Genomic DNA, 24,379 nt, shown 5'->3' on the forward strand with positions numbered 1-24,379 from the left:
CGACCCGCCTCGCGCGGATCAGGGGCGGCGGATCGTCAGTTCGTCCGTGATGTCGCCGACGGTGGCGCCCAGCGCGGCCACGAGCGCGTCCGCGTCCACGAGCGCCGAGACGCCGTGCTCCCCGCCGCCCATGCCGATGCGGCGGCCCGCGACGCGCGCGTCCGCGTAGACGGGCAGGTCGCCGTGGGCGCCGAGGGGCGTGATCGTCCCGCGCGCGTACCCCGTGGCCTCGAGCGCGACCTCGGGCGCGGGCATCGAGAGCTTGTTGACGCCCACGAGCGCGCGCAGCTTCGCCCAGCTGATCTGCCGGTCGCCCGGCACGAGCGCGAGGAGGAGCGCGCCGTCGTGGCGCTTCACCACGAGGGACTTGACGAGGTGCGACGGCGGGATGCCGAGCCCGCGTGCGGCCTCCTCGAGGGAGTCCGCGGCCGGCCGGTCGACGACCTCCACGTCGATGCCGAGGCGCGCGGCATGGGCGAGCACGCGCTCGCGGCCGCGCGGAGCGACCTCCTCGGATGCGGGCGGGACGGGGGAGGGGGAGCTGTCGGCCATGCTCGGGCAACACCACGGGAATGCCCGGCCTTCCCGACCGGTTGCCCACCCGTGACCGACTCCTCCGCCCCCGCCCTGCCCGCCATCCGCGTCGACGTCTGGTCGGACATCGCCTGCCCGTGGTGCTACGTCGGCAAGCGGCGCTTCGAGGCCGGCGCGCGCGACTTCCAGACGCGGACGCCGGGCGCCCCGGAGATCGAGATCACCTACCGCTCCTTCGAGCTCGCACCCGACACCCCGGTCGACTTCCAGGGCACCGAGGTCGACTTCCTCGCGGGCCACAAGGGCATCCCGGCCGACCGCGTCGCGACGATGCTCGAGGACATGACCCGGCTCGCCGCCGCCGAGGGACTCGCCTACGACTACGACGCCCTCCAGCACACCAACACGGTCCTCGCCCACGAGCTGCTGCACCTGGCGCGCGTGCGCGGCGTGCAGCTCGACATGGTGGAGCGGCTCCTGAAGGCGTACTTCACCGAGGGTCGCCATGTGGGCCGCGTGCCGGACCTCGTCGACCTCGCGGTCGAGGTGGGCCTCGACGCCGACGAGGTGCGGGACGCGCTCGAGTCGCACCGGCACCTCGACGACGTGCGCGCCGACCAGGCGCAGGCCGTGGCGTACGGGATCCAGGGCGTGCCCTTCTTCGTGATCGACGAGCGCTTCGGCATCTCCGGCGCGCAGGACCCGACGGTGTTCGCCTCCGCGCTCGGCGAGGCCCTCGCCGCGCGCGACGGCGACACGGTCCGCGTCGTCGCGGGCGAGGAGGCGGCCCGATGAGCGCCGCGCCGGCCACCGGTGCGCTGCCCGTCGCCGCGAGCCCGTTCACTATGCTCGGCGCCGCGGACGCGGCCGCCTGCCAGGGCGACGCGTGCCTCGTGCCGGGTGCGCCGTCCGCCGAGGAGGGCGTGGCGGCCGACGCCTCCCGCGCCGCCGACCTCGCGCGGGTCCGCGACGCGATCGACGCCGGTCGGGCCATCTGACCGTCCCTCCCCAGGCGCCAGCGCCTGGCCTCAGCAGGGGATCGCGCCCCGCGTCCGCCGCCCGCCGTCCCGTCTGGGAGAATCGAGCCGTCATGTCCTCTCCGACCCTCGCCCCCGTCCCCTCCGCGGCCGACGCGCCCGGCGCCCCGGCGCCCGCCGCCGAGCCCGCCCTCCGCATCGGCGGCATCCCGCTCGACGTGCCCGTGGTGCTCGCGCCCATGGCCGGCATCACCAACACCGCGTTCCGGCGCCTGTGCCGCGAGTTCGGCGCCGGCCTCTACGTCAGCGAGATGATCACGAGCCGCGCGCTCGTCGAGCGCACGCCCGAGTCGATGCGGCTCATCACGCACCACCCGTCGGAGAAGGTGCGCTCCATCCAGCTCTACGGGGTGGATCCGAAGACCGTCCGCGAGGCCGTCACCATGCTCGTCGCGGAGGACCGCGCCGACCACATCGACCTCAACTTCGGCTGCCCCGTGCCCAAGGTCACCCGCAAGGGCGGCGGAGCGGCGCTGCCGTGGAAGCTCGGGCTCTTCACCGACATCGTCGAGGGCGCCGTGAAGGCCGCGGGCGACATCCCCCTCACGGTCAAGATGCGCAAGGGCATCGACGCCGACCACCTCACCTACCTCGAGGCGGGCCGCGCCGCCGAGGGTGCGGGGGTCGCGTCCATCGCCCTGCACGCGCGCACGGCGAGCGACTACTACAGCGGCCACGCCGACTGGTCCGCCATCGCGAAGCTCAAGCAGGCCATCCGGAGCGTGCCCGTGCTCGGCAACGGCGACATCTGGGCCGCGGAGGACGCCATCCGGATGATGGACGAGACCGGGGCGGACGGCGTCGTGGTCGGTCGCGGCTGCCTCGGGCGCCCCTGGCTCTTCGGCGACCTCGCGGCCGCCTTCCACGCGCGCGCCGCCGGGCTCGATCCCGCCGACACCCCGCGCGCGCACCCGTCGCAGGGCCAGGTCGCCGACACCTTCCGCCGCCACGTCGAGCTCCTCGCCGAGTTCTTCGAGAGCGAGGAGCGCGGCTGCCGGGACGCGCGCAAGCACGTCGCCTGGTACTTCAAGGGCTATCCCGTGGGCGGCGACCTGCGGGCCGCGCTCGCCTCGGCCTCGTCGCTCGAGGAGATCGACGGCCTGCTCGCCACGCTCGACCGCGACCAGCCCTACCCGGGCGCCGGCGCCGAGGGCGCGCGGGGCCGCCAGGGCAGCATGAAGCGCACGGCGCTGCCGGACCGCTGGCTCGAGAGCCGCGACATCGACGCGCAGGATGCGATGGACATCGCGGACGGGGAGATCCACAACAGTGGCGGTTGACGGCATGACGACGAGGTCCACGTACAGCGAGACGGACGCGGAGCGCTGGTACCCGGAGCAGCACTCGTCCCGCCGCAGCGACTTCGCGCGCGACCGCGCCCGGCTCCTGCACTCCAGCGCGCTCCGACGCCTGGCCGCGAAGACGCAGGTCCTCAGCCCCATGGCCGGCCTCGACTTCGCGCGCAACCGCCTCACGCACTCCCTCGAGGTGGCGCAGGTGGGCCGCGAGCTCGCCTCCAGCCTCGACCTCGATCCCGACGTGGTCGACACCGCGTGCCTCGCGCACGACATCGGCCACCCGCCGTTCGGCCACAACGGCGAGCGGGCCCTCAACGACTGGGCCGCCGACATCGGCGGCTTCGAGGGCAACGCGCAGACGCTGCGCCTGCTCACGCGGCTCGAGCCCAAGGTCATCGGGCCGGAGGGACGCCCCTACGGCCTCAACCTCACGCGCGCGAGCCTCGACGCCAGCTGCAAGTACCCGTGGCCGAGCTCGCAGTCGGTGCCGGATCCGTCCGGCCGCGGCAAGTTCGGCTTCTACGACGACGACGTGGCCGCCTTCGCCTGGCTCCGGGAGGGCGCGCCCACGGGCCGCCGCTGCATCGAGGCCGAGGTCATGGACCTCAGCGACGACATCGCGTACTCCGTGCACGACTTCGAGGACGCCATCGTCGGGGGCTACGTCGACGTGCGCGCCCTCGGCGCCCGGGTCGACCACGAGGAGCTCGTCGACTCGATGGTCGCGTGGATCGGCGGGGCGCACTCGCACGATGAGCTGATCCAGGCGTTCGACCGGCTCGACTCCCTCGACGTGTGGGTCGATGAGTACGACGGGGGCCGCGGCGCCCAGGCGGCGCTGAAGGACCTCACGAGCCAGCTCATCGGCCGGTTCGCGGGCGCCGCCACGCAGCTCACGCGCGCCACGCACACCGACCGCAGCCTCATCCGCTTCGGCGCGCACGTCGTCGTGCCGCGCGCCATCCAGGCGGAGATCGCCGTGCTCAAGGGCATCGTCGCCGCGTTCGTCATGTCGAAGAACACGCGCCAGCCCATCTACGCGCGCCAGCGCGAGGTGCTCGCGGGCCTCGCTGACGCGCTGCACGCGCGCGGCGCCGACGAGCTCGACCCGGGCTTCGCGGGCGACTGGCGGGAGGCCGCCGACGACCAGGCGCGCAAGCGGGTGATCGTCGACCAGGTCGCCAGCCTCACCGACCAGTCGGCCATCTCCTGGTACGAGCGCCTGTGCGCGCGGCCCGTCTTCTGACGCGTGCGGGGAACGGTCCAGGGCCCCGGATCGCCCCGGACCCCGGACGTAGGATGAGCCAATGGCCCTGATCCGCAAGAGCGACATCGACGAGGTCCGCTCCCGGGTCAACCTGGGCGACGTGGTGGGGGAGTACGTCACCCTCAAGTCCGCCGGCGTCGGATCCCTGAAGGGCCTCTGCCCCTTCCACGACGAGCGCACCCCGAGCTTCCACGTGCGGTCGCAGGTCGGCTTCTACCACTGCTTCGGCTGCGGCGAGGGCGGCGACGTCTACACGTTCCTGCAGCGGATGGACCACGTGACCTTCGCCGAGGCCGTCGAGCGGATGGCGCAGCGGATCGGCTACCAGCTGCACTACGAGGACGGCCAGGCCGCCACCGACCAGGGCAACCGCTCGCGGCTCCTCGGCGCGAACGAGGCCGCGGCGGAGTTCTTCGTCGAGCAGCTCGGATCCGAGGAGGCGGAGATCGGCCGCACCTTCCTCGGGGAGCGCGGCTTCGACCAGGGCGCGGCGCAGCGCTTCGGCGTGGGCTTCGCCCCGCAGAGCTGGGACGCGCTGTCCTCGCATCTGAAGGCCAAGGGCTACACGGAGGCCGAGCTCGTGACCGCCGGGCTCCTCAGCCAGGGCGACCGCGGCGCCTACGACCGGTTCCGGGGCCGGCTGGTGTGGCCCATCCGCGACCTGACGGGATCCACCGTCGGATTCGGCGCGCGCCGCCTCCGCGAGGACGACAAGGGCCCGAAGTACCTCAACACCCCGGAGACGCCCGTGTACCACAAGAGCTCCGTGCTCTACGGGCTCGACCTCGCCAAGCGCGACGTGAGCCGCGGCCGCCAGGTCGTCGTGGTGGAGGGCTACACCGACGTCATGGCGTGCCACCTCGCGGGCGTCACCACGGCCGTCGCCACATGCGGCACCTCGTTCGGCGTCGACCACATCAAGGTCCTCCGACGCGTGCTCGGCGACGACAGCGGCCTCGGCGAGGTCGTCTTCACGTTCGACCCCGACGCGGCCGGGCAGAAGGCCGCGATGCGCGCGTTCTCCGAGGAGCGCCGGTTCGCCGCGCAGACCTACGTCGCGGTCGGCCCCGAGGGGCTGGATCCGTGCGACCTGCGCCTCACGCGCGGCGACGACGCCGTGCGCCGCATGATCCAGGGCAAGAAGCCCATGTTCGAGTTCGCGATCAAGCAGATCCTGGCCGACCACGACCTCGACACCGTCGAGGGCCGGGTCGCCGCGCTGCGCGCCGCCGCGCCCGTCGTCGCGGACATCCGCGATCCGTCGCTCCGCCCGGGCTACGCGCGGGAGCTGGCCGGATGGCTCGGCATGGACCTCACCGAGGTCGGCCGCGCCGTCCAGACCGCCGGACGCAGCATGCCCGCGGACGGCGCCGACCGCTCGGGCGGGTCGCCGCAGGGCCGCCACTCCCCGGGCGGGCACGGCCCGGACGACGACGGCGCCCTGGACGCGTCCCGCTCGATGTCGCTCATGGACCTCCCGACCGACCTCGCGACCCGCCTCGAGCGCGACGCCCTGATGGCGATGCTGCAGCACCCCGAGCTCGTCGGGAACGACCTCGTGATGCGCGCCGCCCAGGTCGCCTTCGTCAACGAGAGCCTCGCCGTGGTGCGGGACGGCGTGATCGCCAGCATGGAGGCGCTCGGCGGCGCGGACTGGCTGTCGCGCGTCGCCCTCGAGGTGCCGGAGTCGTTCGCGACGCTCGTCAAGCAGCTCGGCGTCGCGCCGCTGCCGAACCGCGGTGACGCCGACAAGCTCGCCGTCTACGTGAAGGGCGTCACGGCGGAGCTCGTCGGGCGCGACCTGCTGCGCCGCAAGGCCGACCTCATCGGCCGGCTGCAGCGCACCGACGCGACCCACGAACGCGAGCGCTACCAGGAGATCCAGCGCGAGCTGATGCAGGTCGAGGCCGAGCGCCGCGCGCTGCGCGAATAGGCGCGATCCGTCCGCGAGGACCGCGTCCCGCGACGGATCCCGCCGCGCGGGCCATGTTTCATTCGTGTGAAGAAGCGTCCGCGCGCGTCCCCGGGGTCCGGGCTGCTGTTTCCTGTGTGTTAGAAATCATGCACAGCACAGCGTCCGTGTCGTCTCGATGCGCGGGCGCGAATCCCCTTCATGAAAGAGGCTCTCGGAACATGACGTCCGCATTCCCCCGGCGCTCACGCGTCCTGCTCGCCACGGCCGGATTCTCCGCCGCGGCCCTCGTCCTCGCCGGCTGCTCCGGCGGATCCGGCGACCCGCTCGCCGAGGACGGCGCGTCCGGCGGCGGCTCCATCGTCGTCGGCACGACCGACAAGGTGCTCTCGCTCGACCCGGCCGGCTCCTACGACAACGGCTCGTTCGCGGTCCAGAACCAGGTCTACCCGTTCCTGTTCAACAGCCCGTACGGCAGCCCGGACGTCGAGCCCGACCTCGCGGTCTCCGGCGAGTACACCTCGCCGAACGACTTCACCGTGAAGCTCAAGCCCGACCTGAAGTTCGCGAACGGCCACGCGCTCACCGCGAGCGACGTCAAGTTCACGTTCGACCGCATCGCGACCATCGCGGCGAACGGCGCCGACAACGGCAACGGCCCGTCGTCGCTCCTCGCCAACGTCGAGTCCGTCGCGGCACCCGACGACACCACGGTCGTCTTCACGCTGAAGACCGCGAACGACCAGACCTTCGAGCAGGTGCTCTCGAGCCCCGCCGGCCCCATCGTCGACGAGGAGGTCTTCCCGGCCGACAAGCTGGCCGACCCGGCCGCCATCGTCGCGGCGAACGCCTTCGCGGGCCAGTACGTCATCACCGACTTCCAGCTCAACCAGCTCGTCGCCTACGCGCCGAACCCCGACTACCAGGGCGTCCTGCCGAAGGCCGCGAACGGCGGCGTCACCGCCCGCTACTACGCGGACGAGACCACGATGAAGCTCGCCGTGCAGAACGGCGAGATCGACGTCGCGGGCCGCTCGCTCGGCGCGACCGACATCGCGGACCTCAAGAAGGACGACTCCGTCCAGGTCATCGACGGCCCCGGCGGCGAGATCCGCTACATCACGTTCAACCTGAACACGCAGCCGTTCGGCTCGACGACGGGCGAGGCCGACCCGGCCAAGGCCCTCGCGGTGCGGAAGGCGGCCGCCGACCTCGTCGACCGCGAGGAGCTGTCGACCCAGGTCTACAACGGCACGTACACGCCGCTCTACTCCTACGTGGCCGACGGCCTCTCCGGCGCCAACGAGGCGCTCAAGGGCCTCTACGGCGACGGGAACGGCGGGCCGGACGCCGACAAGGCCGCGAAGGCCCTCTCGGACGCCGGCGTGCAGACGCCCGTCGCGCTGCAGCTCCAGTTCAACCCGGACCACTACGGGGCCGGCTCGGACGACGAGTACGCGCTCATCAAGCAGCAGCTCGAGTCGACCGGCCTGTTCCAGGTCAACCTGCAGTCCACGATCTGGGACCAGTACAGCAAGGCCCGCGTCAACGACGAGTACCCCGCGTACCAGCTCGGCTGGTTCCCCGACTACTCGGACGCGGACAACTACCTGACGCCGTTCTTCTCCCCGACGTCCTTCGTGAAGAACCACTACGACAACCCCACCGTGACGGACCTCATCACGCAGCAGCTGTCGGAGTCCGACTCCACGAAGCGCGCCGAGCTCATCGGCCAGATCCAGGACGACGTCGCCGCCGACCTGCCGACCCTGCCCCTGCTCCAGGGCTCGCAGGTCGCGGTGGCCGGCAAGGACGTGAAGGGCGTGACGCTCGACGCGTCCTTCAAGTTCCGCTACGCCCCGATCACCAAGGGCTGAGCGGTCCGACGGGAGGGCGCTCGATAGGCTGACGACCTCCCCGATGGGGCGTCCCGCTGCGGCGGGACGCCCCACTCCTGTGTCACCCGCGGTGCCGCAGACGCCGGCTCCGCCCCGTTCCTCCGACGACCCGAAAGGCCCATCCGCCGTGACCGTCATCCCGGACGCCGTACCCGCGTCCGCGCCCCCCGGGGCGCAGCCCAAGGCCCGGAAGCAGGGGATCGGGCTCGGCCAGTACATCCTCATCCGCGCCGTGCTCATCATCCCGACCGTGTTCATCCTCGTGACGCTGGTCTTCTTCCTCATGCGCATCGTGGGCGACCCGATCTCCGCCGCCGTCGGCGACCGCCTCACGCCGGAGCAGCTGCAGGAGCGCCTCGCGACCGCCGGGTTCGACCGGCCGCTCATCGTCCAGTACCTCGAGTACCTGGGCCAGATCGCGACGGGGAACTTCGGCCGCTCGCTCACCGACAACCGGCTCATCAGCGAGGTGCTGCTGCAGTACGGCTCGGCCACGCTCGAGCTCGTCGTCTACTCGCTCATCGTCGCGTTCCTCATCGGCATCCCGCTCGGCCTCGTCGCCGCCTACTTCAAGGACCGCACGCCCGACGCCGTGCTGCGGATCCTCGCGATCCTCGCCTACGCCACGCCCGTCTTCTTCGCGGGCCTGCTGCTGAAGCTCGTCTTCTCCGTCTGGCTCGGGATCCTGCCGCTGTCCGGCCGCGCCGACACCCGCGTCGAGGTCGCGCTCGGGAGGCTGGACAACCCGACCGGCATCTACCTGATCGACGCGCTCCGCCTCGGCAGCCCCACCGCCGTGGGCGACGTGCTCGAGCACGCGGTGCTGCCGGCGCTCGCGCTGGGGCTCCTCACCGCGGGCATCTTCCTGCGGCTCGTGCGCACCAACGTCATCTCCACGCTCGGCACCGAGTACGTGGACGCGGCCCGCTCACGCGGCGTCGGCGAGTTCCGGCTCACCACCCGGCATGCGCTGAAGCCCGCGCTCATCCCGATCATCACGGTCGTGGGCCTGCAGATCGCCGTGATGCTCGGCGGCGCGGTGCTCACCGAGACCACGTTCGAGTGGCGCGGCCTCGGGTTCCAGCTCGCGCAGTACCTGGCGGCGCGCGACTTCGTCGCCGTTCAGGGCATCGTCGCGCTCCTGGCCGTGATCGTGGCGGTCACCAACTTCATCGTCGACGTCATCGCGGCGCTCATCGACCCGCGAGTGAGGTACTGACATGACCGGCACCACCGCCACCACCACCGCGCCCGCCCCCGCCCCCGCGCGACGCACCCTGTTCCAGCGCCTGCCCCTCATCTCGCACGTGCGGCAGAGCGTGGGCCTCCAGCGCGGCATGCTCGTCGCCGGCATGGTCATCACGGGGATCTTCATCCTGCTCGCGGCGTTCGCGCCGCTCATCGCGCCGTTCGGCTTCGACCAGGACAGGGATGACGCGGGTTCCTTCGTCCGCCAGGCCGCCCCCGACGCGGCGCACATCTGGGGCACCACGGTCGGCGGCTACGACGTGTTCTCCCGGGTCGTCTGGGGCACCCAGACCGCGCTCTCGGTCGTCGTGATCGCCGTGGTCCTGTCGCTGTTCGCCGGCGTGCTGCTCGGCGTCGTCTCGGGCTACCTCGGCGGCTGGCTCGACCGGATCCTCGTGGTCATCGCCGACGCCATCTACCCGTTCCCGACGCTGCTGCTGGCCATCGTCGTGAGCATCGTGCTCACCGGCGGGCAGTCGAGCCTCTGGGGCGGCATCCTCGCGGCGGCCGTGAGCATCACGGTCGTCTACATCCCGCAGTACTTCCGGGTGATCCGCGCCGAGGTCGTGCGGCTGAAGGCGGAGGCGTTCGTCGAGAGCGCCAAGGTCATCGGCACGTCGACGCCGCGGATCATGTTCGTGCACGTCCTGCGGAACTCCACGCGCACGCTCCCGCTCATCCTCACGCTCAACGCGTCCGAGGCGATCCTCACGCTCGCGGGCCTCGGCTTCCTCGGCTTCGGCATCTCGCCGACGTCGGCAGCCGAGTGGGGCTACGACCTCAACCGCGCGCTCGCGGACACCGCGAGCGGCGTCTGGTGGACGGGCGTCTTCCCCGGCGTCGCCATCGTCATGCTCGTCCTCGGGCTCACGCTCGTGGGCGAGAGCGTGAACGACATCTCCGACCCCAAGCTGCGCGCCCGCACGCGCGCCGACAAGAAGAAGGTGTCCGCATGAGCGACGTCGTCTCCATCCGCGACCTCGGGGTGACCTTCGCGACCGACGGCGGCGACGTCCGCGCGGTCGACGGGGTGTCCCTCACGGTGTCGCCCGGCGAGATCCTCGCCATCGTGGGGGAGTCGGGGTCGGGCAAGTCCGTCACCGCCCGCACGATCCTCGGGCTCCTGCCCGACACCGCCGTCACCGACGGCGCCGTCCTGCTCAGCGACCGGACGGGCGCGGGCGCGGTCGACGTGCTGTCGATCTCCGCCGACGAGCTGCGCCGCGCGCGCGGCCGCGACGTCGCGATGGTGTTCCAGGAGCCATCCACGGCCCTCAATCCCGTGCACACGGTGGGCTGGCAGATCGTCGAGGGCCTCCGCGCCCACGGCCGCGTCTCGAAGAAGGAGGGCCGCGCGAAGGCCATCGACATCCTCCGGCGGGTGGGCATCCCCGACCCCGAGACCCGCGTCGACCACTACCCGCACCAGTTCTCCGGCGGGCAGAAGCAGCGCGTCGTCATCGCCATGGCGCTCGTGCTGGATCCGGGGCTCATCGTCGCCGACGAGCCCACCACCGCGCTCGACGTCACGGTGCAGGCCGAGATCCTCGACCTGCTGCGCCGCTGCCGCGACGAGTTCGGCGCCGCGGTGATCCTCATCACCCACAACATGGGCGTGGTGGCCGACCTCGCCGACCGCGTGGCCGTCATGTACCGCTCGCGGCTCGTCGAGCAGGCCGACGTGGCCACGCTCTTCTCGTCGCCGAAGGAGGAGTACACGCGGAACCTGCTGGCATCCGTGCCGAAGCTCGGCGAGGGCGTCGCGGCGACCGTGGAGCGCGCCGCGGTGCGCACCCGGGCTCGCGCGGCGTCGGCCACGGAGGCGGCGCCGGTCGTCGTGGCGTCGGGGCTCGAGATCGAGTACCCCGGGCGCCTGGGCTCGCCCGCCTTCCGCGCCGTGAAGGGCGTCGACCTGCGCATCGAGGCCGGCGAGGTCCTCGGGCTGGTGGGGGAGTCGGGCTCGGGCAAGACCACCATCGGGCGCGCGATCGCGGGGCTCACCAACGTGACCGGCGGGTCCCTGAAGGTGCTCGGCACGGAGATGCTGGGCGTCCGCGAGCGGGACTTCCGCAAGCTCCGCGCCGACATCGGGTTCGTGTTCCAGGATCCGGCGACGAGCTTCAACCCGCGCCTCACCATCGCCGAGTGCGTCGCCGAGCCGCTCATCGTCCACGGCCGCGCGAAGTCGCCGCAGGCCGCCCGTGGCCGAGTCGACGAGCTGCTGGAGGCCGTGCAGCTGCCGAAGGCCTTCGGCGACAGGTACCCGCACGAGCTCTCGGGCGGTCAGCGCCAGCGCGCGAGCCTGGCCCGTGGCCTCGCGCTCGAGCCGTCGCTGCTCGTGGCCGACGAGCCGACGAGCGCGCTCGACGTGTCGGTGCAGGCGCGCGTGCTGGAGCTCTTCGCCGAGCTGCAGCGCGAGCTCGGCTTCGCGGCGCTGTTCATCAGCCACGACCTCGCCGTCGTCGACCTGCTCGCCGACCGCATCGCCGTGCTGTACCGCGGCGAGCTCGTGGAGGAGGGGACGGGCGCCGAGGTGCTCGGGAATCCCCAGCACCCGTACACGCAGCGTCTGCTGGCGTCGCTGCCCGTGCCGGATCCGGCCGAGCAGGCCGAGCGCCGCGCCCGGCTGCACGCGCTCCGGGCCGCCGAGAAGGCGGCGGGCTAGGCGGCTCCGAGCATCTCCCGGCCGACCCCGGCATGATGGGTCCGAACCCGCAACCGTCGTGCGGCCGGCCACGCCGGCCGGCCGCACGACAACGCCGAGGACGGAGCAGCGCATGACGCACACCCCCCGAGACGCCGACGCGGACGGCGGCCCCGTCGAGCCCGTGCTCGACGCGCGCGACCTGCGGCTGGCGTACCCGGCCCGCCGCGGCGCCGAGACGCCGCCGGCCGTGGACGGGATCACGCTGCGCATCATGCCGGGCGAGGTGCTCGGCGTGGTCGGGGCGAGCGGATCCGGGAAGTCGTCCCTCGCGCGCGTCCTGGCGGGCCTCGACACGTCGGGCGAGGAGGGCGCCGCCGTGCCGCGGATCACGGGCGGCGACGCCTCCGTCCTCGGCCAGGGCCTCCGCCGCATGGGCCGCCGCGCGCGCACGCGCACCACCTACGGCATCGGCTACGTGCCGCAGGACGCCGGCACCACGCTGCACCCGCAGCTCACCGCGAGCGAGGCGATCGCGGAGCCGATCTTCTCGCGCGACCGCCGCTTCGACAGCCAGGTGGCCGCGCGCCGCGTGGTCACCCTCCTGACGGCGCTCGACCTGCCGCCGGGCACGCAGGACAGGTACCCGCACGAGCTCTCGAGCGGCCAGCGCCAGCGCGTCGCCCTCGCGCGCGCGCTCGTGCTCGGCCCGCGCCTCCTCATCGCCGACGAGCCCACGTCGGGCGTCGACGTGATGAGCCGCGTCGCCGTGCTCGACCTGCTGCGCGACCTGCAGTCCCGGGGCGGGTTCTCCGCCCTCGTGGTCAGCCACGACCTCGCCGTCGTCGAGCGCCTCACCGACCGCCTCGCCGTGCTGCACCGCGGCACGCTGGTCGGCTACGGCGCGATCGACGACGTGCTCGCGGATCCCACGCACCCCTACGTGCGGGGGCTCGCGGAGTCGCGGACCGCGGGGGAGCCCGCCGCCGACGCGACCGAGACCGATCCCGCCGCGGGCGTCGTGCTGCGATCGCCCGAACCGCCCGCCCGCGTCCCGCACCCCCGGAGGCCCCTCGCATGACCGACACCACCGCATCCGCTCCCGCGTCCCGCCGCGTCCACCGCGCGGTCGACGGCGCCACCCCGCACCGCCTCACGGGCGACGCGCGCCCCACGCCCGGCCCCATCGCGATGCTGCCGCGCACCGAGGACGCCTACCTCGAGGCCGTCCGCGACGCCGGCGGCGAGGTCGCCGAGCTGTCGGAGGAGACGCGCGGCATCGTCTGGCTCTCCATCCGCCGCGCCGCGGAGCTCACCGACACGCTCGCCGCGAACCCGCAGGTCCAGTGGGTGCAGCTGCCGTTCGCGGGCGTCGACGCCTTCGCCGACACCCTCCGGGAGTGCGACCGCCCCGACCTCGTCTGGACGAGCGCGAAGGGCGCCTACTCCGAGCCCGTCGCCGAGCACGCCCTCGCGCTGACCCTCGCGACCCTGCGGCAGCTGCCGGAGCGCGCGCGGGCGACCTCCTGGGGATCCTCCGCCGGCCTCTCGCTGTACCGCTCCGAGGTCGTCGTGGTCGGCGCGGGCGGCATCGCGCTGGAGTACATCCGGCTGCTCGCCCCGTTCGACTGCTCCGTGACGGTCGTCCGCCGGAGCGGCGACCCGGTCGAGGGCGCCGACCGCACCGTCACGGCCGACCGCCTCGACGAGGTGCTCCCGGATGCCGACGTCGTGATGCTCGCCGCCGCCAGCACCGACGACACCGCCGGCCTCATCGGCGCCGCCCAGCTCGCGGCCATGAAGGACACGGCGGTCCTCGTCAACATCGCCCGCGGCGCGCTCGTCGACCCCGACGCGCTGCTCGAGGCGCTCCGCTCCGGCGCGATCCACGGCGCGGGCCTCGACGTCACGTCGCCCGAGCCGCTGCCCGACGGCCACCCGCTGTTCTCCGAGCCGCGCTGCATCGTCACTCCGCACACCGCGGACACCCCGGACATGGTGCGGCCGCTGCTGGCCGAGCGGATCCGCCTCAACACCGAGGCGTTCCTCCGGACGGGCGGCTTCGTCGGGATCGTCGAGCCGACCTCGGGCTACTGACGCCCGCCCCGTCGCCGGCCCCGGCGCCCGCCTCGCGGCGCGTCGGCCCCGTAGGGTGAGCGGCGTGATGACGCCCGAGGAAGCCGCCGTGCCCGAGGTCTCGATGTGGGCGGGGGGCTACACGGCCGACGCCGGCGGATCGGGCGTCGGGATCACGGCCCTCACCGCGGATCCCCTCACGGGCGAGATCGCGGTCGTCGGCACCGCGGTCGAGACGCCGTCGCCCTCGTTCCTCCTCGCGCACGGGGACATGGTCTACGCCGTGGGCGAGGCGGCCGACCGCGTGGAGGCGTTCCGCCGCGGACCCGGCAGCTCGCTCCAGTGGGCGGGTGGCCAGCCGAGCGGCGGGTCCGGCCCCTGCCACCTCCACGTCGTGGGCGACCTGCTCCTCACCTCGCACTACGGCGACGGCACGATCGCCGTCCACCCCATCGCGGGCGACGGATCCCTCGGCGCGGCCGTGCAGCTGCTCGCCGCCGAGGGATCCGGCCCCCGCCCGCAGCAGGACGGCCCGCACGCGCACGCCACGCTCCACGTCGGCGGCGGGATCGTCCTCAGCGCCGACCTCGGCACCGACACCGTCCACGTCCACGCCCTCCGCGCCGGCCGGCTCGACCGCATCGGCGCGCTCGCCCTGCCGCCCGGCACCGGGCCGCGGCACATGGCCCTCCTGACGTCGGGCCGCGTGCTCCTCGTGGGCGAGCTCGACGGCACCCTGCACGCGCTCGAGGGCACGGCGGGCTCCTGGCGCGTGGCCGCCTCCACGCCGTGCGCGGCAGAACCCGACGCGCGCGACTCCGCCGCCGAGGTGCGGGTGTCCGCCGACGAGCGCCTCGCCTACGTCGGCCTCCGCGGCTCCGAGCGGATCGCGGTGGTCGGCATCGCCGAAGACGGCGCGCTCGCCCCCGTCGCCGCGTTCGACTGCGGCGGCCGGATGCCGCGCCATCACGTGCTCGTCGAGGAGCGGTTGCACGTCGCGAACCAGGCGTCCGGCACGGTCGCGTCGTTCCGCCTCGACCCGGCGACGGGACTGCCCACCGCGGGGCCGGACGTGATCGCCGTGCCGAGCCCGACCTGCCTGCTGCCCGTCGACTAGCCGACGGGCGACTCAGCGCAGCAGCAGGGGAGCGGCCGCCCGGATCTCCTCCTCGACCCCGAGCCCGCGCCAGCCGGCGGACGTGAACGCCCGGCCGTCGACCCCGTTGCGGTCCATCAGGGCGAAGCCGACCGCGCGGATCCCCGAGTAGGCGATGAGCACGGGACGCACGGGGTCCGCGACGAGGCGCACGATGCGCTCGCGCCGGGCCTCGAGGACGGGGAGCGTGTCGGCGGGCCCGTCGGTCGCTCGGGGCAGGATCGCGTCCGCCACCGGATCGTCCGCCGGGGCGTCGCGCGAGCGCAGGTCCTCGTCCAGCAGCGACCAGAGCCGATCCGCGTCGTTCGGACGCGCGACCACGACCTGGAACATCCCCATGTCCCGACGCTACCGGCCGGAGGGGGAGGACCGCCGGGCAAAGGAAAAGGCCCCGCGGGTGGAGCCGCGAGGCCTTCGCTCCCCGAGTTGGACTCGAACCAACAACCTGCCGGTTAACAGCCGGCTGCTCTGCCAATTGAGCTATCGAGGATCACGTGGAGCAACCTGGAAAGCGTAGCAAAGAAATCGGGCTCCTCCGCTCACCGGGCGCGACGCCCGGGCGCGTCCTCAGTCCTCGAGGTGGTCGCGCCCCGGCAGCCACGACTGCCCGGACACGCCCCAACCGCTCTTGCGGATGACCTTCGCCACCGGCTTCCGGTGCTCGTGCGCGAGCCGGTCGGTGTAGAGCAGGCCGTCGAGGTGGTCGTACTCGTGCTGCAGGATGCGCGCGAACCAGCCCGCCGCCTCGATCTCGAACGGTCGGCCGTCGAGGTCCACCGCGCGGAGGATCGCCCGGTCGGCCCGCACGAGCGGGAAGCGCTCGCCCGGGAACGACAGGCAGCCCTCCTCCTCGGTGTCCTCGTCGGCCTCGCGCACGGCGACGGGCGTGATGAACAGGTCCGGGTTCACGGCGACGCCCCGCAGCGGCTCGCCCTCGTCGGTCTCGTACGAGTACACGAACACGCGCAGCGGCACGCCCACCTGGGGGGCCGCGAGGCCCACGCCCGGCGCCTCGTCCATGGTGTCGTACATGTCGGCCACGAGGGCGCGCAGGTCGTCGTCGAACGCCTCCACCGCGCGGGCCGGGGCGTGCAGGACGGGGTCTCCGGTGATCCGGATGGGGAGGACGGCCATGCTGCCGATGATAGGCGGGCCGCCGGGTAGGGTCGGGTCGTGCCCTTCGACGCCAGCCCCGTTCTCCAGGCCGCCTCGTTGACCCCCTACCAGGCGCTCGGGATCCCGATCGCGCTCGTCGGCGCCGTGTTCCTGTCCCTGGGCGCGCAGCTGCAGTCGCAGGGCGTCGCGAAGATGGAGGCGCGCGGGAAGAAGAGCACGGCCGGGCTCAGCCTCCGCCAGCTCGGCGCGCTGCTCGGCCGCCCGTCGTGGGTCGCCGGCACCGTGATGCTCGGCCTCGCCATCGTGTTCCAGCTCGCGAGCCTGCGCCTCGCGCCGCTCATCGTCGTGCAGCCGCTCGGCGCGGTCGCGCTCGTGGTCACGGCCATCCTCAACTCGCGCGCCACGGGCAAGCGGCTCGACCGCAAGGCCAAGCGGGCGGTCGGGCTCTGCATCGGCGGCGTCGGCCTGTTCGTGGTCTTCGCGGCCGTCTTCGCGAAGGAGACGCCCATCCGCACCCCCGAGCTCATCACCATCCTGGTGATCCTCAGCCTCGTGCTCGCCCTGCTCGGCGGCCTCTTCCTCTACTTCCGCCGCCACGTGCGCGCCATCTTCTACATCATCAGCGCCGGCGTGCTCTACGGCTTCGTCGCCACGCTCGCCAAGGTCGTCATCAACCGCCTCACGACGGGCGACTTCGACGTGCTCACCGCCGTGTGCATCGTCGCCCTCGTCGCGGCGACCCTGCTCGGCGCCTACTTCGTGCAGACCGCGTACTCGTCGGGGCCGCCCGACCTCGTGATCGCGGGACTCACGGTGGTCGACCCGCTCGTGGCCGTCTGCATCGGCGTGACCGTCCTCGGCGAGGCCGCCGACGCGCCGTTCTACGCGGGGGTGGCCTTCCTGGTCGCGGGCGCCGTCGCGGTCGCCGGGGTGTTCCAGCTCGCGAAGCACCACCCGCACGCGTCCTGACGCATCCGCCCGCGCGGCCGTCGAGCCGGTGACGGCGCCTGGGCCGCGGGTGCCGCGGCACCGGTGCGCCGTCGGGCCGCGGCCGGGACCGTGCGATACGTTGCTCTGCGACACCCGGCCCGCGCCACCCGGATCCACGTGACGCGCGCCGGACGCCGACACCACTGGAGAGACACTTCTTGCCGAACACCTCAGGGCAGACCCCGCGCGAGCCGATCGCCACCGGTCGCCCCCTGCGCATCCTCATCGGCGCGGACACCTTCCCGCCGGACGTGAACGGGGCCGCGCGCTTCGCCGAGCGCCTCGCCGGGGGCCTCGTCCGCCGTGGCCACGAGGTGCACATCGTCGCGCCGGCGGCCAGCCGCAAGCACGGCACGTGGACCGAGGTCCACGACGGCCAGGAGATGACGGCGCACCGCCTCCGCAGCTACCGCTGGTACCCGCACGACTGGCTGCGGTTCGCCCAGCCGTGGTCGATCAACCAGGACTCGGCCCGCATCCTCGACGCCGTGCAGCCCGACGTGGTGCACTTCCAGTCCCACATCCTCACGGGCCGCGGCCTCAGCATCGAGGCGGAGAAGCGCGGCATCCGCATCATCGGCACCAACCACTTCATGCCGGAGAACATGCTCCAGCACACGCTCCTGCCGGCCGCCTGGCAGGACAAGGCCATCTCGATGGCGTGGAAGGCCGCGCGCCGCACCTTCGGGCGCGCCGAGGCGGTCACGACGCCCACGCGGCGGGCCGCGCAGTTCCTCGAGAAGTACACGGGCCTCACGGGCGTGATCCCCATCTCGTGCGGCATCGACGCCGGCAACTACACGCCGGACTTCTCCCCGCGCACGCGCAACCGCATCGTGTTCGTCGGCCGGGTGACGGGGGAGAAGCAGATCGACGTGCTGCTCCGCGCCTTCGCGATCCTGCCCCTGGCGCTCGACGCCGAGCTCGAGATCGTCGGCGGGGGAGACCAGAAGGGCGCGCTCGAGAAGCTGGCCGCCGAGCTCGGCATCGCCGACCGCACCACCTTCACCGGCTACGTGTCCGACGAGGAGCTGCGCCGCGCCTACACGCGCGCCACCGTGCTCGCCATGCCGAGCATCGCCGAGCTGCAGTCCATCGTCACGATGGAGGCGATGGCCTCCGCGCTGCCCGTCGTGGCCGCCGACGCCATGGCCCTCCCGCACCTCGTCCACGACGGCGAGAACGGCTACCTCTTCCGCCCCGGCGACGTGGACGACCTCGCGGCGAAGCTGCGCCAGGTGCTGGAGCTCCCCGAGGGGGAGCTCCAGCGCATGAAGCGCGAGAGCCTCGCGGTGGTCGCCACGCACGACATCGAGCGCACGATCTCGACGTTCGAGAGCCTGTATCGTGGCGAGTCCGTGGCCGCGCCGGTCACGGACGAGGCACGCGGACGCACGGACGGCCACAGCGGCGTCTAGGCCCACCGTCTCGGGGCGGTAGCTCAGCTGGTCAGAGCAGCGGACTCATAATCCGTCGGTCATGGGTTCAAGTCCCATCCGCCCTACTCCCGCGCCGGGGATCCCGCGCGTCGTCCCGCAGCCACCTGGAGCGCCCCGGCCGCCGCGTCACCCCTCGGACTGGGGTGCGCCCGCGCACTATCACGGTGCCGAGCCGAGCGCCACGGTGATGTCCCCTCGATTACCATGGGTATCGAAATCACCCCGGTCGCGGGGCTCCCGAGGGCCGCCGACGACCGCCACCGGCCACCCGCCGACGAGGCGCCAGCGCACCCGTCGGGCCCGCCGCCACCCGCGAGGACACGATGACGAGCACGCGACCCAGCAGCACGAGCCGATCCACCACGGTCGCGCCGGAGGGCGCGAGCACGAGGTCGTTCCGCGGGGATATCCAGGGCCTCCGCGCCCTCGCCGTGATCGCCGTCATCCTCGACCACCTGCTCGCCTGGCCGTCCGGCGGCTTCCTCGGCGTCGACGTGTTCTTCGTGATCTCGGGCTTCATCATCACGTCGCTCCTGCTGCGCCAGCACGACAAGCGCGGCCGGATCTCGTTCGCCGAGTTCTACCGCAAGCGCGTCAAGCGCATCCTCCCGGCCTCGACCGCCGTGCTCCTCGTCACCGTGCTCGCGAGCTGGATGGTGTTCCTCTCCGGCCGCGCGTCGGCGATCGCGGGGGACAGCGTCGCCGCGTTCTTCTTCGTCGCCAACTGGCGCTTCGCCGCGACCGACACCGACTACTGGGCCGCCGACAGCGCCGTCTCACCCGTCCAGCACTACTGGTCGCTCGGCGTCGAGGAGCAGTTCTACGTCGTCTGGCCGATCCTCCTCACGCTCGGCCTCGCGCTGTCGCTCCGCCTCCGCGGGCCCGGCCGGTACCGCGGGATCCTCACCGCGATCCTCCTCGTCGTCACGGCCGGCTCGTTCGCGTGGGCCATGGCCGACACCGCGGGCAACGCGGCGGTCGCGTACTTCTCCACGTTCTCCCGCGCGTGGGAGCTCGGCATCGGCGCCCTGCTGGCCGTCGCCACGCCGCTGCTGCGGCGGATCCCGGACGCCGCACGTCCCGTCATGGCGTACGCCGGCCTCGCGGTGATCGCGTACGGGCTCTTCGCGCTGAGCAGCGCATCGCCCATCCCGGCGCCGGGATCCGCGATCCCCGTCGTCGGCGCCGCGCTCGTCATCGCCGGGGGGACGGGCGGCGCGCAGCGCTTCCTGTGGCCGCTGACGAACCCCGTCTCGCGCTACCTCGGCGACATCTCCTACTCGCTGTATCTCTGGCACTTCCCGGTGATCGTGATCCTCGCGGCCGTCTCCGACACCGCGGAGCTCGGCTACCCGGTCATCGTGCTCGTGCTGACCCTCGGCCTCTCGGTGCTCTCGTACCACGGCCTCGAGGACCCCATCCGCCGCTCGCACTGGCTCGAGCCGGGCGCCGCCGCGCGCCGGAAGAAGCGGCGCGCGCGACGCCGTCCCGGCTTCGGCGCGTCCACGGGCACGAAGGTCGCCGCCCTCGGCACCGCCGCGCTCCTCACGGTCACGTTCATCAGCCTCGCGGTCGTGCGGCAGCAGGAGATCCAGGAGGCCTCGCGCCTCGCGCCGGGTCAGGTGGCGTCCGGCGAGGAGGATCCCACCGACCCCGCCGTGCTCGCGGCCGGCGACCTCGGCGCGCTGCAGGTCCAGATCCGCGACGCCCTCGGGGCCACCAGCTGGCCGGCGCTCGACCCCGCGATCGACGGCCTGGAGAAGTCCGCCGTCCCCGTGGAGGACGGCCAGGGCTGCGGCCGGACCGACGTGGCGAACCCGCGCTCCTGCTCCTTCGGCGACAGCCGGAAGCCGACGATCATGGTCCTCGGGGACTCCACCGGCATCACCCTGCTGCCCACCGTGCGGGCCATGTTCGAGGCGACGCACCACATCCGCGGCCTCACCTACGCCGGCTGCGCCGTCATGGACGTGAAGTGGGACTTCCCGGACGCATCCACGAAGAGCGGGTGCCTGGACTTCCGGACGCAGGCGATCGCCGCGATCCAGGAGGAGAAGCCGGAGATCCTGTTCGTCAGCAACAGCTACGGGCAGATCCTCAAGCTCGCATCGAAGGCCACGGGCGACGACGCGGTGGCCGAGTGGTCCACGGGCGTCCAGAGCACGGTGGGCCAGGTCCGCGACAGCGTCGGCAAGGTCGTCCTGGTGTCCTCGCCTCCCACCGGCCAGCCGCTCGAGACCTGCGCCACGAAGGTCTCCACGCCCGCCGACTGTCAGGCCTCCATCCCCGGCGCCTGGAAGGTGGGGGACCGCGCGCAGGAGGACGCGGCCGCCGCGATGGGCATCGCCTACGTCGACACCTCGTCGCTGTTCTGCTGGGAGGAGCGCTGCCCGTCCTTCGTCGGCAGCACGCCCACGAAGCGCGACAGCGTCCACACCACGCCGCAGTACGCGGCCGTCATCACGCCGGCGTTCCGCCAGATGCTCGACGAGGCGCTGGCGGGCGTCGCGGCCGGATCCTGAATTCGCCCGCTACTGCTCGGCGTGCAGTAGCTCGCGATCGATCCGATCGAGGAGAGCCGCGCTCCGGCCGGCTTCGAGCTTGCGGAGGAACCACGCTGACGATGACGCCACCTCGGGCCAGTCGGACTCTGTGTAGACCTTCGTGAGCGACGGGTCGATGTGGTGCAAGTTGGCGTAGCGCCAGTTGCCCGGTCCCGCATAGGGCTCTGACCCATCCAGGTCCGCACCGCCGGTCTCGCGTCCGCGGGGGGAGTTGAGGGCGAGCGACTGGTAGAACTTCTCCTCCGCGACGAAGATCCTCCGGAAGTACCGCTCCAGCTCGGGCGTCACCGAGGACTCGAGGTGCGCTGCGAAGTCCGCCGTCATGGCGAAGTGGGTCACGCCGTGCGCGACGCGGAAGCCCGCGGGAGGCCGTAGAGGGCCGGCAGCCCGGGAACCAGCCTCGAGCACGCGGATCGCGAGGTTGCGGGCACGTCTCAGCTTCGCGTCCGTCGTCCGGGTGCTGAGGAGGGACAGGTCGCGGTGATAGCGGCGATCCACCTGCGAGGTGTACTTCACTTCGGATCCCGCGACGTCGAAGTACCGCAAGAACTGCTTCCCTGCGGAGCCCGCGAGCATCTCCTCCAGCTCCGCCACGGGCCGGATCGGATAGTCCTGACCGGAGAGCAGGACGAGGTACTCATCCGGCCGCGCCTGAGATATCCCGGCCTGCACGAGACGTCGAATGGCCTCGACCTGCGAGTATCCACCCCAGTTGACACGAACACGATCCGAGATGAATTCGACGCGGGCGTTGTCCTCGGCCGCGACGGCGGCGGCGAAGGGCGCCTGATCCACCTTCTCGTCGACATGCACGACAACCGGATGTGGAGCGAGCCTCCGAATCGTGCGGGCGAGGAGTTCGGGCTCCCGGAAGGTGTAGATGAGGAATACGGACATGGCAACACCTGTCTCTAGGACGGTCTCTCGTCTGCTCGTTAGGTGATGCGACGACGTAGGTTCGTCGCATCGACACCTGCTACTCCCGCAGCGTCGTGATGTGCTCCCGGTACCACTCGACCGTCGACCGCAGGCCCTCGTCGAGCCCGATGGACGAGGTCCACCCGGCGTCGGCGAGCTTGGACACGTCGAGCAGCTTCTGCGGCGTGCCGTCCGGCTTCGATGTGTCCCACTCCGTGCGGCCCTCGTAGCCGACGACGCGCGCGATGGTCTCCGCGATCTCGCGGATCGTGACGTCGCTGCCCGTGCCCACGTTGACCTGCTCGGGCCCGTCGTAGTGCTCCAGCAGGTGGAGGCACGCGGCGGCCATGTCGTCGACGTGCAGGAACTCGCGGCGCGGCGTGCCGGTGCCCCAGTTCGTCACCGACTCCGCCCCGGACGCGCGCGCCTCGTCGTAGCGGCGGATGAGCGCGGGCAGCACGTGGGACCCCTGCGGCGAGAAGTTGTCGCCCGGCCCGTAGAGGTTCGTCGGCATCGCCGAGATCCACGGCAGCCCGTACTGGCGGCGCACGGCCTGGATCTGCATGATGCCCGCGATCTTCGCGATCGCGTAGGCGTCGTTGGTGGGCTCGAGGTGCCCAGTGAGGAGGCTGTCCTCCGTGATCGGCTGCGGCGCGAGCTTCGGGTAGATGCACGAGGAGCCGAGGAACAGCAGGCGGTCGACGCCGTGCGCGAGCGCGGCGTCGAGCACGTTGACCTGGATCCGGAGGTTGTCGCTCAGGAAGTCGACCGGGTAGGTGCTGTTCGCGAGGATCCCGCCGACCTTCGCGGCCGCGAGCACCACGTGCACGGGCTTCTCCTCGGCGAAGAACGCGAAGACCGCGTCGCGGTCCTTGAGGTCGAGCTCGGCGGAGGTGCGGCCGATCACGTCGGTGAAGCCCTCGGCCTCGAGCCGCCGGACGATCGCCGAGCCGACGAGGCCGCGGTGGCCGGCCACGTAGACGCGGGCCGAGCGGTCGAGCGGAGCGGGCGTGTACGCGACGGCATCCCGCTCGTCCGCGGCGGACGCGGCGGACGCGGGGGCCGCGCTCACGCGTCGACCGCGGTCGCGTCGGCCGTGCCCCAGCTCGCGAGCTTCACGGAGTCGATCCACGGGCGTCCCTCGGCCTCGAGCGCGGCGATGTCCGCGTCGACCATGATCCGGGCGAGCATCGTGGTGTCGACCGTGGCCTTCCAGCCCAGCTTCTCCTCGGCCTTCGTGGCGTCGCCCACGAGGGCGTCGACCTCGGTCGGGCGGAGGTAGCGCGGGTCGAAGCGGACGTGCTCGGACCAGTCGAGCCCCGCGTGCGAGAACGCGGTCTCGAGGAAGTCGCGCACGGTGAAGTTCCCGCCGGTCGCCAGCACGAAGTCGTCGGGCTCGTCGGCCTGCAGCATCCGCCACATGCCCTCGACGTACTCGGCGGCGTAGCCCCAGTCGCGGATGCTGTCGAGGTTGCCGAGGTAGACGTGGTCCTGCTTGCCGGCCTGGATGGCGGCGACCGCGCGCGTGATCTTGCGGGTCACGAACGTCTCGCCGCGGCGGGGGGACTCGTGGTTGAAGAGGATCCCGTTGACGGCGAACATGTCGTACGCCTCGCGGTAGTTCTTCGTGATCCAGAAGCTGTAGAGCTTCGCGGCCCCGTAGGGCGAGCGCGGGTAGAACGGCGTGGTCTCGCTCTGCGGCGGGGGAGTGGCCCCGTACAGCTCGCTCGAGGAGGCCTGGTAGAAGCGCGTGTCGATGCCCGAGAGGCGCACGGCCTCGAGCAGGCGGATGGTGCCGGTGCCCGTCGTGTCCGCGGTGTGCTCCGGCTCGTCGAACGAGACGCGCACGTGCGACTGCGCGGCGAGGTTGTAGACCTCGTCGGGCTGGATCTGCATCATCAGCGTCGTGAGACGCGAGCCGTCGCTCAGGTCGCCGTAGTGGAGGAAGAGCTTCGCGCCGTCCTCGTGCGGGTCCTGGTACAGGTGGTCGATGCGGGACGTGTTGAACGTCGACGAGCGGCGGATGAGGCCGTGGACCTCGTAGCCCTTGGCGAGCAGCAGCTCCGCCAGGTAGGAGCCGTCCTGCCCGGTGATGCCGGTGATGAAAGCCTTCTTGGCCATGGATCCCCCCAGATTCTCATGCGATGCGACGCGACGGCGGCGGGGCAGTCGCCCGGCGCGGCCGTCCGTACGGTCGAATCTAACGTGACGGCGGCACCCGGCGGGAATCGGGGTACGGCGCCGCGCGGTCCGTTAACGACATCGAAACCTCCAGGCACCAG

Annotated in this window: 21 protein-coding genes and 2 tRNA genes; 16 read left to right on the plus strand and 7 right to left on the minus strand. The window is 72.5% G+C overall.

Annotation, left to right across the window (positions count from 1 at the left end; genetic code table 11):
- Nucleotides 1-18: 18 nt before the first annotated feature.
- Nucleotides 19-552: an aminoacyl-tRNA deacylase gene (locus tag ITJ40_RS08035; RefSeq protein WP_194666535.1), complete on the minus strand. Its 534-nt coding sequence runs from the start codon at nt 550-552 to the stop codon at nt 19-21.
- 51 nt (nt 553-603) lie between these two features.
- On the opposite strand from ITJ40_RS08035, the gene ITJ40_RS08040 reads away from it, so the two are divergent.
- The 12 genes from ITJ40_RS08040 (at nt 604) to ITJ40_RS08095 (ending at nt 15,031) form a co-directional block, all read left to right on the plus strand.
- Complete coding sequence (locus ITJ40_RS08040; protein WP_194666536.1) at nt 604-1,329, plus strand: DsbA family oxidoreductase; 726 nt, start codon at nt 604-606, stop codon at nt 1,327-1,329.
- Entirely contained in the window at nt 1,326-1,532 is a 207-nt protein-coding gene (locus ITJ40_RS08045; RefSeq protein ID WP_194666537.1) for a hypothetical protein, read from the plus strand. Before ITJ40_RS08040 ends, ITJ40_RS08045 begins: the two co-directional genes overlap by 4 nt.
- 92 nt (nt 1,533-1,624) lie before the next feature.
- Complete coding sequence (dusB, locus tag ITJ40_RS08050; protein ID WP_194666538.1) at nt 1,625-2,851, plus strand: tRNA dihydrouridine synthase DusB; 1,227 nt, start codon at nt 1,625-1,627, stop codon at nt 2,849-2,851.
- A gap of 4 nt (nt 2,852-2,855) precedes the next feature.
- Nucleotides 2,856-4,115 carry a deoxyguanosinetriphosphate triphosphohydrolase gene (locus tag ITJ40_RS08055; RefSeq protein WP_194666539.1) on the plus strand — a complete coding sequence of 420 codons (1,260 nt, stop codon included), beginning with the start codon at nt 2,856-2,858 and terminating at the stop codon, nt 4,113-4,115.
- Between the two features lie 61 nt (nt 4,116-4,176).
- Nucleotides 4,177-6,069, plus strand: a complete 1,893-nt coding sequence (gene dnaG / locus ITJ40_RS08060) for a DNA primase (protein ID WP_194666540.1) — start codon at nt 4,177-4,179, stop codon at nt 6,067-6,069.
- A 200-nt stretch (nt 6,070-6,269) separates the two neighbouring features.
- Nucleotides 6,270-7,925: an ABC transporter substrate-binding protein gene (locus ITJ40_RS08065; protein ID WP_194666541.1), complete on the plus strand. Its 1,656-nt coding sequence runs from the start codon at nt 6,270-6,272 to the stop codon at nt 7,923-7,925.
- Between the two features lie 148 nt (nt 7,926-8,073).
- Nucleotides 8,074-9,165 carry an ABC transporter permease gene (locus ITJ40_RS08070; RefSeq protein ID WP_194666542.1) on the plus strand — a complete coding sequence of 364 codons (1,092 nt, stop codon included), beginning with the start codon at nt 8,074-8,076 and terminating at the stop codon, nt 9,163-9,165.
- A gap of 1 nt (nt 9,166) precedes the next feature.
- The gene (locus ITJ40_RS08075; RefSeq protein WP_194666543.1) at nt 9,167-10,150 is read left to right on the plus strand and encodes an ABC transporter permease; all 984 of its coding nucleotides are present in this window, start codon (nt 9,167-9,169) and stop codon (nt 10,148-10,150) included.
- On the plus strand, nt 10,147-11,859 hold the full coding sequence (locus ITJ40_RS08080; protein WP_194666544.1) for an ABC transporter ATP-binding protein: 1,713 nt from the start codon (nt 10,147-10,149) through the stop codon (nt 11,857-11,859). The genes ITJ40_RS08075 and ITJ40_RS08080 overlap by 4 nt, the downstream gene beginning before the upstream one ends.
- A gap of 112 nt (nt 11,860-11,971) precedes the next feature.
- Nucleotides 11,972-12,919, plus strand: coding sequence for an ABC transporter ATP-binding protein (locus ITJ40_RS08085; protein ID WP_194666545.1), 948 nt, complete (start codon nt 11,972-11,974; stop codon nt 12,917-12,919).
- Nucleotides 12,920-13,029: 110 nt separating this feature from the next.
- A complete protein-coding gene (locus ITJ40_RS08090) occupies nt 13,030-13,935 on the plus strand; it encodes a D-isomer specific 2-hydroxyacid dehydrogenase family protein (RefSeq protein WP_194666979.1) in 906 nt (301 codons plus the stop codon).
- Between the two features lie 67 nt (nt 13,936-14,002).
- On the plus strand, nt 14,003-15,031 hold the full coding sequence (locus tag ITJ40_RS08095; RefSeq protein ID WP_194666546.1) for a beta-propeller fold lactonase family protein: 1,029 nt from the start codon (nt 14,003-14,005) through the stop codon (nt 15,029-15,031).
- Nucleotides 15,032-15,043: 12 nt separating this feature from the next.
- On the opposite strand, the gene ITJ40_RS08100 is transcribed toward ITJ40_RS08095, so the two are convergent.
- From ITJ40_RS08100 to def, 3 genes are all read right to left on the minus strand, one after another.
- Nucleotides 15,044-15,409, minus strand: coding sequence for a hypothetical protein (locus ITJ40_RS08100; protein ID WP_194666547.1), 366 nt, complete (start codon nt 15,407-15,409; stop codon nt 15,044-15,046).
- Between the two features lie 78 nt (nt 15,410-15,487).
- Nucleotides 15,488-15,560, minus strand: a tRNA-Asn gene (locus ITJ40_RS08105).
- A 77-nt stretch (nt 15,561-15,637) separates the two neighbouring features.
- Nucleotides 15,638-16,204: a peptide deformylase gene (gene def, locus ITJ40_RS08110; RefSeq protein ID WP_194666548.1), complete on the minus strand. Its 567-nt coding sequence runs from the start codon at nt 16,202-16,204 to the stop codon at nt 15,638-15,640.
- Between the two features lie 39 nt (nt 16,205-16,243).
- On the opposite strand from def, the gene ITJ40_RS08115 reads away from it, so the two are divergent.
- From ITJ40_RS08115 to ITJ40_RS08130, 4 genes are all read left to right on the plus strand, one after another.
- Nucleotides 16,244-17,155, plus strand: a complete 912-nt coding sequence (locus ITJ40_RS08115; protein ID WP_194666549.1) for a DMT family transporter — start codon at nt 16,244-16,246, stop codon at nt 17,153-17,155.
- Nucleotides 17,156-17,334: 179 nt separating this feature from the next.
- On the plus strand, nt 17,335-18,594 hold the full coding sequence (locus tag ITJ40_RS08120) for a glycosyltransferase (RefSeq protein WP_194666550.1): 1,260 nt from the start codon (nt 17,335-17,337) through the stop codon (nt 18,592-18,594).
- 12 nt (nt 18,595-18,606) lie between these two features.
- A tRNA-Ile gene (locus tag ITJ40_RS08125) sits at nt 18,607-18,680 on the plus strand.
- 258 nt (nt 18,681-18,938) lie between these two features.
- Complete coding sequence (locus ITJ40_RS08130) at nt 18,939-21,137, plus strand: acyltransferase family protein (protein ID WP_194666551.1); 2,199 nt, start codon at nt 18,939-18,941, stop codon at nt 21,135-21,137.
- A gap of 9 nt (nt 21,138-21,146) precedes the next feature.
- Here ITJ40_RS08130 and ITJ40_RS08135 read toward each other — a convergent pair whose 3' ends face one another.
- The 3 genes from ITJ40_RS08135 to gmd all read right to left on the minus strand — a co-directional run bounded on the left by ITJ40_RS08135 (nt 21,147) and on the right by gmd (nt 24,218).
- Nucleotides 21,147-22,076: a beta-1,6-N-acetylglucosaminyltransferase gene (locus ITJ40_RS08135; protein WP_228511869.1), complete on the minus strand. Its 930-nt coding sequence runs from the start codon at nt 22,074-22,076 to the stop codon at nt 21,147-21,149.
- A gap of 79 nt (nt 22,077-22,155) precedes the next feature.
- Nucleotides 22,156-23,169: a GDP-L-fucose synthase family protein gene (locus tag ITJ40_RS08140; RefSeq protein ID WP_370532015.1), complete on the minus strand. Its 1,014-nt coding sequence runs from the start codon at nt 23,167-23,169 to the stop codon at nt 22,156-22,158.
- The gene (gene gmd / locus ITJ40_RS08145) at nt 23,166-24,218 is read right to left on the minus strand and encodes a GDP-mannose 4,6-dehydratase (RefSeq protein ID WP_194666553.1); all 1,053 of its coding nucleotides are present in this window, start codon (nt 24,216-24,218) and stop codon (nt 23,166-23,168) included. Before gmd ends, ITJ40_RS08140 begins: the two co-directional genes overlap by 4 nt.
- Nucleotides 24,219-24,379 lie beyond the last annotated feature (161 nt).

The organism is Clavibacter sp. VKM Ac-2872, assembly GCF_015351105.1.
GTDB lineage: Bacteria > Actinomycetota > Actinomycetes > Actinomycetales > Microbacteriaceae > Clavibacter.